Origin of the sequence: Microbacterium sp. VKM Ac-2870, assembly GCF_015350795.1 — a bacterium.
Taxonomy (GTDB): domain Bacteria; phylum Actinomycetota; class Actinomycetes; order Actinomycetales; family Microbacteriaceae; genus Microbacterium.
The window spans coordinates 652,115-669,335 of record NZ_JADKSH010000001.1 but is presented as its reverse complement, the minus strand read 5'-3'; the positions used below and the strand labels follow the sequence as shown (position 1 = coordinate 669,335).

16 protein-coding genes are annotated in these 17,221 nt (G+C 68.3%); 10 read left to right on the top strand and 6 right to left on the bottom strand.

The annotated features are described in order from the left end of the window. The first annotated feature begins 34 nt into the window (after positions 1 to 34). Positions 35 to 2,509, top strand: coding sequence for a glycogen/starch/alpha-glucan phosphorylase (locus tag ITJ43_RS03250; RefSeq protein WP_194582456.1), 2,475 nt, complete (start codon positions 35 to 37; stop codon positions 2,507 to 2,509). A 20-nt stretch (positions 2,510 to 2,529) separates the two neighbouring features. Here the strand turns inward: ITJ43_RS03250 and ITJ43_RS03245 are convergent, their stop codons facing one another. After that, complete coding sequence (locus ITJ43_RS03245) at positions 2,530 to 3,261, bottom strand: glutamine amidotransferase (RefSeq protein WP_194582083.1); 732 nt, start codon at positions 3,259 to 3,261, stop codon at positions 2,530 to 2,532. Next, positions 3,258 to 4,109: a LysR family transcriptional regulator gene (locus tag ITJ43_RS03240; protein WP_194582454.1), complete on the bottom strand. Its 852-nt coding sequence runs from the start codon at positions 4,107 to 4,109 to the stop codon at positions 3,258 to 3,260. The genes ITJ43_RS03245 and ITJ43_RS03240 overlap by 4 nt, the downstream gene beginning before the upstream one ends. 231 nt (positions 4,110 to 4,340) lie before the next feature. On the opposite strand from ITJ43_RS03240, the gene ITJ43_RS03235 reads away from it, so the two are divergent. The 4 genes from ITJ43_RS03235 to ITJ43_RS03220 are packed head-to-tail and all read left to right on the top strand — an operon-like array spanning position 4,341 to position 7,743. After that, positions 4,341 to 5,276: an NAD(P)-dependent oxidoreductase gene (locus ITJ43_RS03235; protein ID WP_194582081.1), complete on the top strand. Its 936-nt coding sequence runs from the start codon at positions 4,341 to 4,343 to the stop codon at positions 5,274 to 5,276. A gap of 23 nt (positions 5,277 to 5,299) precedes the next feature. Continuing rightward, positions 5,300 to 6,808, top strand: coding sequence for a CoA-acylating methylmalonate-semialdehyde dehydrogenase (locus ITJ43_RS03230; protein ID WP_194582079.1), 1,509 nt, complete (start codon positions 5,300 to 5,302; stop codon positions 6,806 to 6,808). Positions 6,809 to 6,862: 54 nt separating this feature from the next. Beyond that, on the top strand, positions 6,863 to 7,090 hold the full coding sequence (locus ITJ43_RS03225) for a response regulator (protein WP_194582077.1): 228 nt from the start codon (positions 6,863 to 6,865) through the stop codon (positions 7,088 to 7,090). Beyond that, on the top strand, positions 7,087 to 7,743 hold the full coding sequence (locus ITJ43_RS03220; RefSeq protein ID WP_194582075.1) for a CYTH domain-containing protein: 657 nt from the start codon (positions 7,087 to 7,089) through the stop codon (positions 7,741 to 7,743). Before ITJ43_RS03225 ends, ITJ43_RS03220 begins: the two co-directional genes overlap by 4 nt. 122 nt (positions 7,744 to 7,865) lie before the next feature. On the opposite strand, the gene lpdA is transcribed toward ITJ43_RS03220, so the two are convergent. Continuing rightward, complete coding sequence (gene lpdA, locus ITJ43_RS03215; protein WP_194582070.1) at positions 7,866 to 9,266, bottom strand: dihydrolipoyl dehydrogenase; 1,401 nt, start codon at positions 9,264 to 9,266, stop codon at positions 7,866 to 7,868. Positions 9,267 to 9,275: 9 nt separating this feature from the next. Beyond that, positions 9,276 to 9,857, bottom strand: coding sequence for a copper resistance CopC family protein (locus tag ITJ43_RS03210; RefSeq protein WP_194582069.1), 582 nt, complete (start codon positions 9,855 to 9,857; stop codon positions 9,276 to 9,278). Positions 9,858 to 9,982: 125 nt separating this feature from the next. On the opposite strand from ITJ43_RS03210, the gene ITJ43_RS03205 reads away from it, so the two are divergent. Continuing rightward, positions 9,983 to 10,360 carry a hypothetical protein gene (locus tag ITJ43_RS03205; RefSeq protein ID WP_228495287.1) on the top strand — a complete coding sequence of 126 codons (378 nt, stop codon included), beginning with the start codon at positions 9,983 to 9,985 and terminating at the stop codon, positions 10,358 to 10,360. A gap of 10 nt (positions 10,361 to 10,370) precedes the next feature. Here the strand turns inward: ITJ43_RS03205 and ITJ43_RS03200 are convergent, their stop codons facing one another. Continuing rightward, the gene (locus tag ITJ43_RS03200) at positions 10,371 to 10,718 is read right to left on the bottom strand and encodes a hypothetical protein (protein ID WP_194582067.1); all 348 of its coding nucleotides are present in this window, start codon (positions 10,716 to 10,718) and stop codon (positions 10,371 to 10,373) included. A gap of 203 nt (positions 10,719 to 10,921) precedes the next feature. On the opposite strand from ITJ43_RS03200, the gene ITJ43_RS03195 reads away from it, so the two are divergent. From ITJ43_RS03195 to ITJ43_RS03185, 3 genes are all read left to right on the top strand, one after another. Beyond that, the gene (locus ITJ43_RS03195; RefSeq protein ID WP_228495286.1) at positions 10,922 to 11,416 is read left to right on the top strand and encodes an FHA domain-containing protein; all 495 of its coding nucleotides are present in this window, start codon (positions 10,922 to 10,924) and stop codon (positions 11,414 to 11,416) included. Further along, on the top strand, positions 11,413 to 12,099 hold the full coding sequence (locus tag ITJ43_RS03190; protein WP_194582065.1) for a MerR family transcriptional regulator: 687 nt from the start codon (positions 11,413 to 11,415) through the stop codon (positions 12,097 to 12,099). The genes ITJ43_RS03195 and ITJ43_RS03190 overlap by 4 nt, the downstream gene beginning before the upstream one ends. A 100-nt stretch (positions 12,100 to 12,199) precedes the next feature. Then, on the top strand, positions 12,200 to 12,745 hold the full coding sequence (locus ITJ43_RS03185; RefSeq protein WP_194582063.1) for a MerR family transcriptional regulator: 546 nt from the start codon (positions 12,200 to 12,202) through the stop codon (positions 12,743 to 12,745). Between the two features lie 73 nt (positions 12,746 to 12,818). Here the strand turns inward: ITJ43_RS03185 and ITJ43_RS03180 are convergent, their stop codons facing one another. Next, positions 12,819 to 13,625: a ParA family protein gene (locus ITJ43_RS03180; protein ID WP_194582061.1), complete on the bottom strand. Its 807-nt coding sequence runs from the start codon at positions 13,623 to 13,625 to the stop codon at positions 12,819 to 12,821. A 115-nt stretch (positions 13,626 to 13,740) separates the two neighbouring features. Between ITJ43_RS03180 and ITJ43_RS03175 the strand changes: the two genes are divergently transcribed. Further along, entirely contained in the window at positions 13,741 to 17,148 is a 3,408-nt protein-coding gene (locus ITJ43_RS03175) for a pyruvate carboxylase (protein ID WP_194582059.1), read from the top strand. Positions 17,149 to 17,221: the final 73 nt, after the last annotated feature.

The following is a 17,221-nucleotide window of genomic DNA, read 5'->3' as shown; positions in this document are numbered from 1 at the left end:
ATCTGTGACCGAGTCCACGTCGCCGTCCCACCCGCTGAACGCGAGCCACCCTCTGGCTCTTGCCCCGGTCACCGGTCCGGCGAGCTCGGTGGACGGGTTCGTCCGTCAGTTCCTGCGGAACCTCAACTACGAGCGGGGCGTGCCGCTGTCGGCATCCAGCCCCAATGACCGCTACTTCGCGTTCGCCATGACGGTGCGCGACTACCTCATGGCACGCTGGCTCGAAGACCTCCGCCGTCAGCGTGTGAGTCAGGCGAAGGGCGTCTGCTACCTCTCCGCCGAATACCTGCTCGGTCGCCAGCTCGACAACAACCTGCTCGCCAGCGGCCTCACCGAGATCGCGACCGAGGCGATGGTCGCGTGCGGCATCGACATCGACGACCTCCGCGCGCAGGAGGTCGAGCCGGGCCTGGGTAACGGCGGCCTCGGACGCCTCGCGGCCTGCTTCATCGACTCGCTCGCCACGATGGGTGTTCCCAACGTCGGCTACGGGATCCGTTACGAGTACGGAATCTTCCGGCAGACCTTCGTGGATGGCCAGCAGGTCGAGCAGCCCGACGCCTGGCTGACCCTCGGGTCGCCGTGGGAGTTCCCACACCCCGAAGCCGCCCGTCGCATCTCGTTCGGTGGGTACACCGAGCACTACGATGACGACGGTGTCACCCGCAACCGCTGGGTTCCGGGATGGCACGTGCTCGCCGTCCCGTACAACTACATGGTGCCGGGCTACCTCAACGGGCGCGTCAACACCCTGCGCCTGTGGAGCGCCAAGGCGACGGATTCGTTCGACCTGCGCGTCTTCAACTCGGGCGACTACGAAGAAGCCGTCCGCGCGCAGACGTTCGCCGAGAACATCTCCAAGGTGCTCTATCCCGAAGACTCCACGCCGCAGGGCAAGGAGCTGCGCCTGCAGCAGCAGTACTTCTTCGTCGCGGCATCCATCGGTGACTTCCTCGACAACATGCTCCCCGACGACTTCGACGTCGAGAAGCTGCCCGACCGCGTCATCTTCCAGCTCAACGACACCCACCCGGTGATCGGCGTGCCCGAGCTGATGCGCGTGCTCACCGACGAGAAGAAGCTCGACTGGGATGCCGCGTGGGCGATCACTCAGAAGTGCTTCGCCTACACGTGCCACACGCTGCTTCCCGAGGCGCTCGAAGTCTGGTCGGTCGACCTGCTCGGCCGGCTCCTGCCGCGACACCTCGAGATCATCTACCGCATCAACGAGGAGTTCCTCGAGGACGTCCGAGAGCGCTACGGCGACGATGAGATGCGCCTGCGCAACATGTCGATCATCGGCGAGTTCCCCGAGCGGAGCGTCCGCATGGCGTACCTCGCGACGGTGGCCGGGTCGAAGGTGAACGGCGTCGCCGAACTGCACTCGCAGCTGCTGCGTGACAAAGTGCTGCCCGACTTCAACGACTTCTTCCCGGGCAAGTTCACCAACGTCACCAACGGCATCACGCCGCGCCGCTTCGTGCGCCTCGCCAACCCCGGCTTGTCCGCGCTGATCACCGAGGCCATCGGCACCGGCTGGCTCACCGACCTCGAGCGGCTCCGTGAGCTCGAAACCTACGCCGAAGACCCGCAGTTCCGCCAGGCGTTCGCCGGCGTCAAGACGGCCAACAAGCGCCGCCTCGGCGAGGTGCTGCGTGCCCGCGATGGTTTCGAGATCAGCGACGGGCACATGCTCGATGTGATGGTCAAGCGCCTGCACGAGTACAAGCGGCAGATGTTGAAGCTGCTCCACATCGTGACGCAGTACGAGAGCATCGTGTCAGGCCGGGTCGCGGCATCCGATGTGCAGCCGCGCACTGTCATCTTCGGCGCGAAGGCGGCACCGGGTTACGTCATGGCCAAGCGCATCATCCACCTCATCAACGCGGTGGGCGAGGTCGTCAACGCCGATCCGCGCGTCGCCGGTCGCCTCAAGGTGCTGTTCCCGCCGAACTACAACGTCACCCTCGCTGAGCGTCTGATCCCCGCCGCAGACCTGTCGGAGCAGATCTCGCTCGCAGGCAAGGAGGCCTCCGGTACGGGCAACATGAAGTTCGCGCTCAACGGCGCGCTGACGATCGGGACCGACGACGGCGCCAACGTCGAGATCCGCGAGCTGGTCGGCGACGACAACTTCTTCCTGTTCGGCATGAGCGAGCCTGAGGTGGAGGCGCTTTGGGCCCGCGGCTATAAGCCCGCGGACTTCTACCAGCAGGACGACAACCTGCGGCGTGCGATCGACCTCATCGCGTCCGGTGCGTTCTCCCACGGCGACCGGAGCGTGTTCGAGCCGATCGTGTCGAACCTGCTGTACGACGACCGCTTCATGGTGCTGGCGGACTACTCCTCGTACATCCAGGCGCAGGCGAAGGTGGATGCCGCCTACACCGACCAGGATGCCTGGACCCGGTCGGCGATCCTCAACGTCGCGCGCAGCGGGTACTTCTCCTCCGACCGCTCGATGCGCGACTACATCGAGCGCATCTGGCACACCCCGCCCGTGCTCTGAGGGCGTCGGGCGTCGCGCCGTCAGCGGGCGTAACGCTCGACGAACGCCCGTAGGATGCCACCGGTGTGCACCACCGGCAGGCGCCGCACCGCGCTGAGCGTCAGCTCGAGCTCGTCGGCCGCGAAGTAGCCGTGGCCGGCGTAGGCCCGGATGCGGGTCGAGATCCCCTCGACGTCGCATTCCGGGTGGAACTGTGTGGCGTAGACATTCGCTCCCACGCGGAACATCTGCACGGGACAACCGTCGCCCTCCACCAGCAGGGTGGCAGAGTCGGGCAGGCGGGTGATCGCCTCCTTGTGCCCGACGAAGGCGGCGAACGCGTCGGGAAGTGCGCACAGCAGGGGGTCGGTGCGCCCGGCGGCGGTCGTGCGCACCTCGACGACGCTGATGGGCTCGCGATATGTGCCGTCGATGAGGGCACCCTGGTGGGCCCCGACGGTGCCGACCCCGTAGCAGGCCCCGAAGAAGGGGAAGTCACGGGCGACGACCTCATCGAGCAGGGCCGAGATCTCCGCTTCCACGCGGCGTTGCGCAGCTGACTTCCTCTCCCACGGGTCCGACGCGTTGAACGGTCCGCCGCCGACGAAGATGCCGGAGTAGTCGTCGAGATCGACCGGGCCCAACGGTCCGGCCTCCAGTCGCACGCGCACGAGCTGCTCCGGAGTGAGTCCCGTGAAGCGCAGGAACAGGGCGTACTCCTCGTCGGCGGGGATGTCTTCGGCGCGCGTGGCGAGCAGGAGAAACGGCTTCATTGCGGGGTCTCCCGGATGTAGGTCGTGATTGCGTCGAGCGTCGCTGCGACGGCGGGATTGCGGGGCCCCTCGTCGCGGGTGACAGCCCAGTAGGCGAGCGGATGTGCGTAGGCGCCGTCGAGCACGCGCACCAGACGCGGATCGGCGTCGCCGAGGAAGTCGGGCAGGAGCCCGATCCCGGCGCCCGCCGCGGTGGCCTCGACGTGTGCGAACACGCTCGTCGAGCGCACCGATGCGGGGGAGTCGGGCAGCTCTTGCAGCGCGCGATCAAGCTCATCGACCTGCAGCGAACTCTCGACGTAGTAGACGAGCGGGTGGGCGGACAGACCGGCGACCGTCTCGGGGATGCCGTGTGCGGCGAGGTAGTCGGGCGCGGCGTAGAGGCGCAGCGCGTAGGCGCACACCGCCGTCGCGTAGGCGCGTCGCACGCGCGGTCGGCCCACGACGATCTCCAGGTCGACGCCCGAACGGTTCTGTCGCACGCGCTGCGTGGCCGACAGCAGTTCGACGGCGAGGCCAGGATGCGTGCGGCGCAACCGGGTCATCGCGGGCGCGAGGAACACCGCCGTGAACGCGTCGGGTGCCGAGACGCGGACCATGCCGTGCACGACATCGGCATCCTCCCCGTCGACCAGCTCGCGCACCGACGCCTCGATGCGTTCGGCGATCGCCAGCGCACGGCGGCCGAGCGCCGTGACCTCCCAGCTCCCCGAGGTGCGCACGAGCACCCGGCCGCCCATGGCGGTCTCCAGCGTCACGATGCGCCGCGAGACGGTGGAGTGGTTGACGCCCAGCACATCGGCGGCGGCGGTGTACCGTCCGAGGCGGGCCACCGAGAGGAACGTCATGAGCGCGTCCAGCGGGGGATCGGCCGCACTCGTGTTCATGTCGTCGAGTGTGCATCAATGCACAGTGGGCGTGCAAGTTTGCGGTCTTTCCGTGCATTGATCGGTATACCGCCGATGCCTACGCTGACCATGGCGGCCGTCGTCGACGATGACGGCAGCTGGCTCTGCGCGACGATCAGCGTCCGGGGCCGCAGTTCGCACGCAGGACGTCGTCGGCACGAAGGAGCAGCCATGGCCATCATCGCCTTCATCGGACTCGGGCACATGGGTCAGCCCATGTCGGCCCACCTCGTCGCCGCCGGCCACACGGTTCGCGGCGTCGACCTCGACGCGTCAGCGACGCAGGCCGCCGCCGCGCGCGGCGTGCAGATCGTACCGACGATCGCCGCGGCACTCGACGGAGCGGATGCCGCGATCACCTCGCTCCCCAAGCCCGAGCATGTCCGCGGCGTCTACGGACGGCCCGACGGCATCTTCGCGCACGCGGCATCGTCCACGCTGCTGCTGGACACCTCCACCGTCGACGTCGAGACGTCGCAGTGGTGCCACCGCGAGGCGGAGGCGCGGCAGCTGTCGTTCGTCGACGCCCCGATCTCCGGCGGCACCACCGGTGCCGAGGCCCACACGCTCACCTTCATGCTCGGCGGCCGTCCCGGCGACGTCGACCGTGCCCGCGAGGTCGTCGGGCCGATGGCCGGCAACGTCATCGCGTGCGGCGCGGCGGGCGCGGGCATCGCCGCGAAGCTGGTGAACAACATGATGCTGTTCATCAATGTCCTCGCCGTCTCGGAGGGATCGCAGCTGGCCGAGCAGCTCGGCCTCGACGCCCATGTCTTCTGGGACGTTGCGCGCGTGTCGTCGGGTGACTCGTGGGCGCTGCGCACCTGGTATCCCGTACCCGGCGTGGTCGACAAGGCCGCCGCCAACAACAACTTCGATGCCACCTTCTCCGTCGACCTCGCCCGTAAGGACTGCGGTCTCGCCGTTCAGGCCGGTGATGAGACCGGCGTCCAGCTGCCCGCCGCGCGCCTCGCTCTCACTCAACTCGATACGCTCGTCGCCGAGGGCCTCGGCGCCAAGGACTGCACGCTCGTCGCGCGGTTCGCTTCACCCGACGGCACCCTCCGTGGCTACGACCCCGCCCGCGACGCCGCAGCATCCCATTGACTGACTCCGATCGGAAAGCACTTATGAGCACCACGGTCACTGAACCCGCCCTGACGACTGTTCCGCACATCATCGGCGGCGAGCGCGTCGACCCCGCCGACCGCACGGGTCCCGTGTTCGATCCGGCCACGGGGCGTCAGACCGGCGAGGTGGCCCTCGCCTCGGCTGCGCTCGTGCACGAGGCTGCCCGTATCGCCGAACGCGCACAGCGCGGCTGGCGCGACACGGGTCTCGGCAGGCGTCAGCAGGTCATGTTCCGCCTCCGCGAGATCATCTCCGCACGGGCGGAAGAGCTGGCGCGGATCATCACGGCCGAGCACGGCAAGACCGTCGACGACGCGCTCGGAGAGGTGGCGCGCGGACTCGAGAACGTCGAGTTCTGCACGAGCCTCATGCACCACCTCAAGGGCGACTACTCCGAGCAGGTGGCCTCGGGCGTCGACGTGCATCAGGTACGCCAGCCGGTCGGCGTCGTCGCCTGCATCACCCCGTTCAACTTTCCGGCCATGGTTCCGCTCTGGATGGTCACCACGGCCATCGCGGCCGGCAACGCGGTCATCTTGAAGCCCAGCGAGCGCGACCCCTCCGCCGCGGTGTGGCTGGCTGAGGCTTTCGCCCAAGCGGGTCTTCCCGCCGGCATCCTGAACGTCGTGCACGGCGACAAGGAGGCGGTCGACGCCCTCCTGGACGACCCCATCGTGCGCGCGGTGTCGTTCGTGGGTTCCACACCGATCGCGAAGTACATCTATGCGCGGGCGGCCGAGAACGGCAAGCGGGTGCAGGCACTCGGCGGCGCGAAGAACCACATGATCGTCATGCCCGACGCCGATCTCGACGCCGCCGCGGATGCCGCGGTCTCAGCCGCCTACGGGTCGGCGGGGGAGCGCTGCATGGCCGTGTCGGTGGTGGTTGCCGTCGGCGGCGTCGCCGACGCTCTCATCGCGAAGGTCGCGGAGCGCATCGCGGGTCTGGTCGTCGGCAACGGCGCCGATCCGCACACTGACATGGGTCCGCTCATCACGCGCGACGCGCTGGATCGCGTGCGCGGGTTCGTGGCGGGGGCGGCCGGCGAAGGCGCCCGCGTCGTCGTCGACGGACGCGAGCTCGACGTCGAGGGGGAGGGCTTCTTCATCGGCCCGTCGCTGGTCGACGGCGTCGCCCCCGGGATGCGGGTCTACGACGAGGAGATCTTCGGCCCCGTGCTCTCGGTGGTCCGTGTCGCCACGTACGACGAGGCCGTTTCGCTCATCAACGCCAACCGCTACGCCAACGGCACCGCCGTGTTCACGCGCGACGGAAAGACCGCTCGCCAGTTCGAGTACGACATCGAGGTCGGCATGGTGGGCATCAACGTCCCGATTCCGGTGCCGATCGGCGCGTTCTCGTTCGGTGGGTGGAAGGATTCGCTCTTCGGCGACACGCACATGTACGGACCCGAGGCATTCGCGTTCTACACCCGCCGCAAGGTCGTCACCACGCGCTGGCCCGAGCCCAGCGAGAGTCAGATCAGTCTGGGCTTCCCGACGCATTGACGCGTCGGGGCTAGGCTGGACGTTCACGTTCCGCTTCTTCGTCGGAGGTACACCATGGCGATCGCACGACTGCACGGAGGCCCGCTGGACGGGCAGGTCCTTCCCCTGGAGGACGAGAACCAGGACCGCCTGATCATGCCTTACAGCGAGACGCAGATCGTCTACGAACGCGCCGGGGTCGCTGAGAACACCGGCGAAGGCGACGGTCCCACGTCGGCCGACTTCCACTTCGTCGAGGCCGAGGATGACATCGATCCCGACCCCGACGGCCGGGACGAGTGAGCACGGAGCCTTCCCACTCGCTTGAAATCGAGCTGACGTTCGACGTCAATGCCGACACGCTCGTTCCCGACCTGTCGGGTCTGCCGGGGGTGGCCGTCGTCGATGGGCCTGAGCTTCGCGCGCTCGACGCGCGTTACCTCGACGTGCCCGGTTTCGCGCTGGGTCGTGCTGGCTACGCCGTGCGCCGGCGCACCGGCGGCCCCGATGAGGGCTGGCACATCAAGGGCCCCAAGGGTGCCGAGGGTGGCAGGGTCGAGACGCACTGGCCTCTCGACGTCGGAAGCGGGAGCGGGAGCGGGGTCGACGGTGACGACGTGGCGGTGCCGGATGCCGTGGCATCCGCTGTCGCCGAGATCGCACCCGGGGCGCTGTCGCCGATCGCGCGCATCCGCAACGAGCGCCACGCGTACACGCTTCGCGATGCCGCGGGCGGCGTGATCGCAGAGTTCGTCGACGACCATGTGAGTGCTCTCGATAACGTCCGCGGCATGGAGACGTCCTGGCGCGAGTGGGAGTTCGAACTCGGGCCCGCCGCGCCCGCGGATGCCGCCGGCCGCGCGCGCCTGCTCGAGCAAGCCGCCGCCGCGGTCGCCGTCGTCGGCGGACGCCCCGCGGCGTCCGATTCGAAACTGGCCCGCGCGCTGGGACTCTGAGTCGACGACGCCGCCATCCCCGAAAACCACTGACGCCGCCCCCGGCTTCGTTCGGGGCGGCGTCAGTTGTGGGAGTCAGCGTACTCCCGGGGTGGGGTGCGCTTGCTCGCGCACCCCAACGATCACAGGTTGATCATGTGTCCGGCGAGGCCGTGGAAGGCCTCCTGCAGCGCCTCCGACAGCGTCGGGTGGGTGTGCACGTTGCGGGCCAGCTCGAGTGCCGTGAGGTCCCACTTCTGGGCCAGCGTGAGCTCGGGAAGCAGCTCCGACACGTCGGGTCCGATCAGGTGGCCGCCGACGAGTTCGAGGTGCTCGGCATCGGCGATGAGCTTGACGAAGCCGACCGGCTCGCCGAGGCCGTGCGCCTTGCCGTTCGCCATGAACGGGAACGTCGCGACCTTGTATTCGCGGCCGGTCTCCTTGTACTGCGCCTCGGTGTAGCCGAACGACGCCACCTGCGGCGAGCAGAAGGTCGCGCGCGGCATCATGCGGTAGTCGCCGAGCGCCATCGTCTCGGCGCCGCCGATCGTCTCCGCGGCCACGACGCCCTGCGCTTCCGCCACGTGGGCGAGCTGCAGCTTGGCCGTCACGTCGCCGATGGCGTAGATGCCCTCGACGTTGGTGCGCATGAAGTCGTCGATCGCGATGGCGCCGCGGTCGGTGAGCTGCACACCGGTGTTCTCCAGGCCGAAGCCGTCGATGCGGGGGGCGAAGCCGATCGACATGAGCACCTTGTCGGCGTCGATCGAGCCCTGCGCACCGCTCTTGTTGTCTGTGTAGGTGACGGTGACCTTGTCGCCCGAGTCGACGACCGACTCCACCTTGGTGGAGACGAGGATGTCGACGCCGAGGTTCTTGTACTGCTTGGCGATCTCCTTCGAGACGTCGGCGTCCTCGTTGGGAAGGGCGCGATCGAGGAACTCGATGATGGTGACCTTGACGCCGTAGTTCGTCAGCACATAGGCGAACTCCATGCCGATGGCGCCGGCGCCGACGATGACGATCGAGCCCGGCAGGTCGCGCGTGAGGATCTGCTCCTCGTACGTGACGACGTTCTCACTGAGGGTGACTCCGGGAAGAAGGCGCACGGTCGAGCCGGTCGCGATGATCACGTTGTCGAAGGTGACTTCTTCGGCAGAGCCGTCGGTCTTCGTGACGGTGATCGCCTTGGGACCCGTGAACGAGCCGCGTCCCTCGAGCTCGGTGATCTTGTTCTTCTTCATCAGGTAGTGGATGCCCTTGACGCGGCCGTCGGCGACGACGCGCGAGCGGTCCCAGGCCTTGCCGAAGTCGAGCGTGAACTCACCCGAGATGCCGAAGAAGTCGGCCTTGTGCTTCAGGGTGTGGGCGATCTCGGCGTTCTTCAGGAGCGCCTTGGAGGGGATGCAGCCGACATTGAGGCAGACACCGCCCCAATACTTCTCTTCGATGATGGCGACGGACTGGCCGAGCTGAGCGGCACGGACCGCCGCAACATAGCCACCAGGGCCGGCACCGAGGACGACGACGTTGAAATGAGGCATGCTCTCAGCCTAGTCCTCGGGGGTGGCCCGGGCCCGCCGCATGAGCACGGCCACAAGCCCGCCGAGGGCCCCCGCCGCGATGACGCCCAGAAGGGCCCAGACGAACGTCGGGACGCCTTCATCCGGTCTGGCCGGGACGGCCGCTGAGCTCGATGACGGCGATGCCGGAACCGCCGGGGCGGTGGCTGCGCTCGAGCCGCTGCCGGTCACGGTGAAGGTGTACTCACCCGATACGGGATGTCCGTCGCTGGATACGACCCGCCAGATGACGGTGACGGGGCCGGAAGGCGTGCCGGCCACCGGCTGCATGAGCCGCGTGCCGTCCAGTTTCGGGTCGCCATCGGTGAGGGAGCTGCCCGCGGCATCCGTGACCACCACCTGCGTCGCGCCGGGCTGGTCGATGAGCACGCCGCTGAAGGTCATCGTGATCTCGCTGGGAAGTGCGTCGACGTTTCCGTTCACCGCGGGCGAGGCGCCGATGAGCTCATCGTGCGCCCACGCCGGTGAGGCGAGGGTCAGCGAGAGGCCGCCGAGAAGCACCGCGAGGGTGGCGACGAGAACGGAGCGGAACGTGTGAACTCTGTGTGACATCACACGCTCGAGCCTATCCGCGGGTGTTGTGAGCGAGGCGTGCGCTCTAGCATGACGGCAGGCGGGCACGCCGCTCGCTGTGACCGGGAGGACGGTGCGAGATGGACGCCAGGATGATGCACGCGATGGCGGGCGAGATGACCGCGATGACGGGTATGCCCGCGATGGATGCCGCGGTGATGCAGGCCTGTATGGACGCGTGTGCCGCCTGCGAGCAGGCGTGCACGATCTGCTCCGTGCAGATGATGGACTGCGCGCCCGCGTGCATGACGTGCGCCGACATGTGCAACACGATGATGCGGGCCATGCTCCGGATGCCGGGGATGACGCCGGCCTCGATGATGGCCATGCTCGACGCCTGCATGGCGATGTGTCAGACCTGCATGGACATGTGCGCGATGCACGCCGAGGAGAGCACGGTCTGCGCGATGTGCGCCGAGGCGTGCCGCGCCTGTATGGACGCGTGCATGGCGGTCAAGGACGCGATGATGGCGACCTCATAAGCCGCCCGTCTTAGAGCGTCAGCGCGTTGAAGAGCTGACCGCCCGCGTTGAGCACGTGGTAGCGCGGGTGATACGACACCGGGGTGCCGACGGTGAGCGCGGCGGCTGCTCCCGCGCCGTTCCACAGCTCTATCGCTGCGCCGTCGAGCGTGAACAGGACGATCGAGCCGTCCGCGTCTGCGGTGGTCACGACGGCGTCGACCCATTCTGTCGGCGTCGCCGAGACGAGCCGCGACTGGATCAGGTGGACCGCGTGCCCGGGCGCGAACGAGCTGCAGGATCCGCCGGTCGCGCACATGCAGATCGCGCCCTGACGCGCGGGGGCGGCGGGGATGAGGCGATCGTGAGGCGTGGACACGGCGGTTCCTTTCGGGGAGGGGCAGATGCAGCCCGCTCGGCGATGCAACGTTAGGCCGGCGCCTCCGCCGGCGCACGACGGCTGACACACGACGACACACGGAGTTCCGAGCCGAGCGACGTGCCGGTCGATCGAGGCGCCGAACGTGAGTTCGGGGGGTTCGCAGCACGGGTCGATCGGTTAGGGTGAAGAGGAAGGAGGCCATGGTGGAAGAGAATGCGCGTGACGCTGGTGGCAGCGGCATCCGACGCGACGCCGGAAGCGGCGGATCAACCGACACGACTCAGACGTTCGGTCACGATTCGGACCTGTCCTTCGTCCCCTTCGGAACCGATCTCACCGAGGTCGAGAGCGAAGCGATCAACGCTCTGCCCTCGCGTGCGGCGTTGCTGCTCGTGCGGTCGGGACCGACCGCGGGTGCGCGGTATCTGCTCGATACCGATGTGACCACGGTGGGCCGTCATCCCGAAGCCGACATCTTCTTCGACGATGTGACGGTGTCGCGTCGTCACGCGGAGATCACTCGCACCGGCACGGTGTTCGAGCTGGTCGATCAGCGTTCACTGAACGGCAGCTACGTCAACGGCGACCGCGTCGATCGCGCGGTCCTCGTCGACGGCGCCGAGGTGCGCATCGGCAAGTTCCGGCTCAACTTCTTCGCGTCGCCGGCCGACCGCGGACAGGTGACGAGCGGGTGAGTCCGTCCCCCTCGCCCCGTGGACGATCGTCGTCCACGGGTTACCTCAGCATTGGTCAGGTGCTCGCGCGACTGACTCCTGAGTTCTGCGACCTCAGCGCCAGCAAACTGCGCTACCTCGAAGTGCAGGGCATCGTGTCGCCGCTTCGCACCGAATCGGGCTACCGGAAGTTCTCGCCGATCGATCTCGATCGTCTGCGCACCGCCCTGACGCTGCAGCGCGATCACTACATGCCACTCGCGCGGATCCGCGAGTACCTCGACGAGCAGCAGAAGAAGGGCACCATCGCGCCCCCCGCTCCCGCCTCGATCGTGACCGCGCCGCGCCGCTACCGCCGCGAGGAGCTGCTGCAGGCAGCATCCGCGCCTGCGGCGCTCTTGAACGACGCCGTCCGCGCGGGACTCATTCCCGCATCGGAGAGCTACGACGACAAGGCGCTCGGCGTGCTCCGTGCGCTCGTGGCCCTCGACGGCCACGGTATCCAGCCCCGTCACGTGCGCGGCGTCCGTCAGGCCGCCGAACGCGAGGTCGCCCTCGTCGAAAGCGCGTTGACCCCGCTGCTGCGTCGGATGGATGCCGCGTCACGGGCACGTGCCGGGGAACTCGCCCCCGAACTTCTGCGGCGACTCGACGAGGTGCGCACCGCGTTCGTGCACGCCGCACTCGATCGCATCGTGTCATGACGACGCGACACGCCGCCGGGTCGGATGCGGATGTCGTTGCCGCGGGCACCGCGCTGATCTACCGTGGAGAAAACGACAGACCGTCCGGGTGGAGGCGAGCATGACCGCGCACGATGCGCCGAGTGAACTTCGGTTCGCCACAGACCTGCTTTTCACCGATGGTCTGCCCCAGATGGACGACGAGGTCGGTTACCGCGGCGCGGTCGCCGCTCGCGCCGCCGGCATCACGTATCGTCAGCTCGACTACTGGGCGCGGACCGAACTTGTTCAGCCCACCGTCCGCGGCGCCAGCGGTTCGGGATCGCAGCGGCTCTACGGCTTCCGCGACATCCTGGTACTGAAGCTCGTGAAGCGTCTGCTGGACACCGGAATCTCTCTGCAGCAGATCCGCACCGCGGTCGAGCAGCTCCGTGCGGCCGGCATCCGCGATCTCGCCGGGACGACGCTGATGAGCGACGGTGCCTCCGTGTACCTGTGCACCTCCAACGACGAGGTCATCGACCTCGTCAGCCGCGGTCAGGGTGTGTTCGGCATCGCCGTCGGCAAGGTGCTCCACGAGGTGGAGTCGACGCTGCTCGATTTCGACCCGCAGGCGCCCGACCCGGTGGACGAGCTCGCGGCCCGCCGTTCGGTCAAGTCGGCCTGATCGGTTCGACGCGCCTGCGGCGCTCGCTCAACGGCCGGTAGTACGGCGCTCGCTCAACGACCGCCCCGGCGGGTCAGGCGCGCTGTTCGCCGGCGGTGATGCGGCCGGTGCGCATGACACGGTCGAGGAGCGCGTCGAAGTCGCCGGCCAGTTCCTGCGCCGAGTCACCGGGCCAGATGTGAAGCGGCTTGGCCGCGCCCTGAGCCTGCTGCAGCGACGTGCGCTCGGGCAACTGGGGCGAGAGCACCAGCGGGCCGAACATGTCGCGCAGCTCCTTGATGCGGAACTGGTGTTCGATCGACTGGGGGCGCACGCGGTTGACGACGATTCCCAGCGGTTGCAGTCGCGGGGAGAGCCCGCGACGGATCTCCTCGATCGCGCGCAGTGCGCGGTCGGCGGCGGCGACGGAGAACAGACCCGGTTCGGTCACCACGACGACCCGGTCGGATGCTGCCCACGCCGTACGGGTGAGCGCGTTCAACGAGGGGGCACAGTCGATCAGCACGAGGTCGTAGTCACCCTCGATCGTCGCGAGCGCCTCTTCGAGCTTCCAGACATCGCGCACGCTCGGGTGCGGTCCGTCGAAGTTGATCGCCGAGGGGCTGCCGATCATGACGTCGATCGTGCCCGGATGCACCTTGGCCCAGCCGCTGGAGGTGATCGCTTGGCGAACCACCTTTTCCTTGGGGTTGGCGAGCACATCGGCGACGTTGAGTCGCCCCGCGACCTGGATATCCATGCCCGTCGACACGTCGGACTGCGGGTCGAGGTCGACGACGAGAGTCCGCACCCCTCGAGCGAACGCTGCGGATGCGAGGCCGAGAGTCACGGTCGTCTTGCCGACACCCCCCTTGAGCGAGGAGACGGAGAGTACGTGCACGAGGCTCTACGTTACCTTCCCCTAGGCTGTAAGGACACTCAGGCTCCCGTGAAAGTGGGCCCTCGGGGAATCAGCGTCTCTCGGTACTCGGGAGCCACTCGGAGAAGAGGTGTGCGTGTTCCGCAAGATCCTGGTGGCCAACCGTGGAGAGATCGCGATCCGCGCCTTCCGAGCCGCGTTCGAACTCGGTGCCCGTACGGTCGCGATCTACCCCTACGAAGATCGCTACTCGCTCCACCGGCTGAAAGCCGACGAGGCTTACCAGATCGGAACGACCGGTCAGCCGGTGCGCGCTTACCTCGACGTCGACGAGATCATCCGCGTCGCGAAGGAGTCCGGAGCCGATGCGATCTATCCCGGATACGGCTTCTTGTCGGAGAATCCCGAACTCGCCGCCGCGGCGGCCGCGAACGGCATCGTGTTCATCGGCCCGCCCTCGCGTGCGCTGGAGATGGCGGGAAACAAGGTGACGGCGAAGGAACACGCGATCGCGGCCGGCGTTCCCGTGCTGCGCTCGACCGCAGCATCCGACGACGTGGACCTTCTCGTCGCCCAGGCGGACGACATCGGCTTCCCGATTTTCGTGAAGGCCGTCGCTGGCGGCGGTGGCCGGGGAATGCGTCGCGTGGAGAGGAAGGAGCAACTCGCGCCCGCGATGGCCGAGGCCATGCGCGAGGCCGACAGCGCGTTCGGTGACGCGCGCGTCTTCCTCGAGCAGGCCGTGCAGCGCCCACGTCACGTCGAGGTTCAGATCCTCGCCGACAAGCGCGGCGAGACGGTGCACCTGTTCGAACGGGACTGCTCGGTGCAGCGTCGCCACCAGAAGGTGATCGAGATCGCGCCGGCGCCGAACCTCGCCGACGACGTCCGTCAGAGTCTGCACGCCCACGCGGTCGCCTTTGCGCGATCGATCGGCTACGAGAACGCCGGCACGGTCGAGTTCCTCCTCGAGACGGCCGGACCTCGCGCGGGCGAGGTCGTGTTCATCGAGATGAACCCGCGCATCCAGGTGGAGCACACCGTCACCGAAGAGGTCACCGACGTCGACCTCGTGCAGTCGCAGATGCGCATCGCGGCGGGAGAGAGCCTCGCCGACCTCGGCCTGCGTCAGGAGGACATCCGCCTGCGCGGAGCTGCGTTGCAGTGCCGCATCACGACGGAGGATCCGACCCAAGGGTTCCGGCCCGACACGGGCAAGATCACCACCTACCGCTCGCCGGGTGGCGCCGGCATCCGCCTCGACGGCGGCACGACGGCCGCGGGCTCCCAGGTGAGCCCCCATTTCGATTCCATGCTCGCGAAGCTCACCTGCCGGGGGCGCGACTTCGCCGCCGCCGTCGTGCGTTCGCGCCGGGCGCTGGCCGAGTTCCGCATCCGCGGCGTCTCGACGAACATCCCCTTCCTCCAGGCTGTGCTCGATGACCCCGCCTTCGTGGCCGGCGATGTGAGCACGTCGTTCATCGACGAGCGACCCGAACTGCTGCGGGGGAGGCAGTCGAAGGACCGCGGGTCGAAGATCATCTCCTGGCTCGCCGACACCACCGTCAATCGTCCGAACGGCGACAACCCGCTGTCGGTGGATCCCGTCACGAAGCTGCCGGCACTGGACCTCGGCGCAGAGCCGGCACCGGGTTCACGCCAGCGCCTGCTCGAGCTGGGGCCCGCCGCCTTCGCGAAGGCGCTGCGCGGGCAGACCGCGCTGGCGGTCACCGAGACGACCTTCCGCGATGCGCACCAGTCGCTGCTGGCCACCCGCGTGCGCACGAAGGACCTCGTCACCGTGGCGCCCTACGTCGCCCGGCTCACCCCCGACCTGCTTTCGGTGGAGGCATGGGGCGGGGCGACCTACGACGTCGCCCTCCGCTTCCTCGGCGAAGATCCGTGGGAGCGCCTCGACGCCCTCCGCCGGGCGTTGCCGAACGTCGCGATCCAGATGCTGCTGCGCGGGCGAAACACGGTCGGGTACACGCCGTATCCCACGAAGGTCACCGATGCCTTCGTGCGGGAGGCCACGGCATCCGGGGTCGACATCTTCCGTATCTTCGACGCGCTCAACGACGTCTCACAGATGCGCCCTGCGATCGACGCGGTGCTCGAGACCGGCACCGCCGTGGCCGAAGTGGCCGTCTGCTACACCGGCAACCTCCTCTCGCCGACCGAGGATCTCTACACCCTCGATTACTACCTGCGGTTGGCCGAACAGATCGTGGATGCCGGTGCGCACGTGATCGCCATCAAGGACATGGCGGGTCTTCTCCGTCCGGGTGCGGCTGCCAGCCTCGTGCGCGCGCTGCGCGACCGCTTCGACCTGCCCGTGCACGTGCACACCCACGACACCGCCGGCGGCCAGCTCGCCACCCTGCTGGCTGCGAGCGCGGCGGGTGCCGACGCGGTCGACGCGGCGGCTGCACCGATGGCGGGAACGACCAGCCAGCCGTCGCTGTCGGCGCTGGTCGCGTCGCTGGCGAACACCGAGCGCGACACCGGGCTCGACCTGCAAGCCGTCTGCGACCTCGAACCCTACTGGGAGGCCGTGCGACACCTCTATCGTCCGTTCGAGTCGGGGCTGCCCGGCCCGACGGGACGGGTGTATCGCCACGAGATTCCGGGCGGACAGTTGTCGAACCTCCGTCAGCAGGCGATCGCGCTGGGGCTGGCCGACGACTTCGAACTCATCGAGGAGATGTATGCCGCGGCGGACGCGATCCTCGGCCGGGTGCCGAAGGTGACACCGTCGTCGAAGGTCGTCGGCGACCTCGCCCTGCATCTCGCGGCCGTCCACGCCGACCCCGCAGATTTCGCCGAGAATCCGGAGAAGTACGACGTTCCCGACTCGGTCGTCGCGTTCATGGCGGGCGAACTCGGCGACCTGCCCGGCGGATGGCCCGAGCCTTTCCGCACGAAGGTGCTGCACGGGCGTGATGTGCGAACGGGTGTCACGGAGATCTCCGACGAGGACGTCGCGTCACTGGAGTCGGACTCGCACATGCGCCGCGCCACGCTCAACACGCTCCTGTTCCCGGGCCCGACCGCGACGTTCCGTGAGGTGCGCGACACCTACGGCGACCTCAGCGTTCTGGATACCACCGACTACCTCTACGGCCTGGCTCCCGGCACCGAGCACGTCGTGCAGATCGAGCGCGGCGTGCAGCTCTACGTCGGGCTCGAAGCGATCGGTGAAGCCGACGACAAGGGCGTACGCACGGTGATGACCACGCTCAACGGCCAGCTGCGACCGGTGTTCGTGCGCGATCGCAGCATCGCTGTCGAGGCGCGTCAGGCGGAGAAGGCCGACACTGCCACGCCGGGTCAGGTGGCGGCGCCCTTCTCGGGCGTGGTCACGGTCAAGACCGCGGTCGGTGACCGCGTCGCTGCCGGCCAGCCGGTCGCCTCGATCGAGGCGATGAAGATGGAGGCGGCGATCACGTCGCCGGTAGAGGGGACGGTGGAGCGGATCGCCGTGGCCACGACCGCGCCGGTCGAGGCGGGCGACCTTTTGCTCGTGGTCCGACCCGCCGAGTAACCTGGGGTGGGGGCGTGTGACGTCCCGCAAGTCTTGGGGTCGGGGACCGTCCTCGTGATCGAGCGGTGACGCT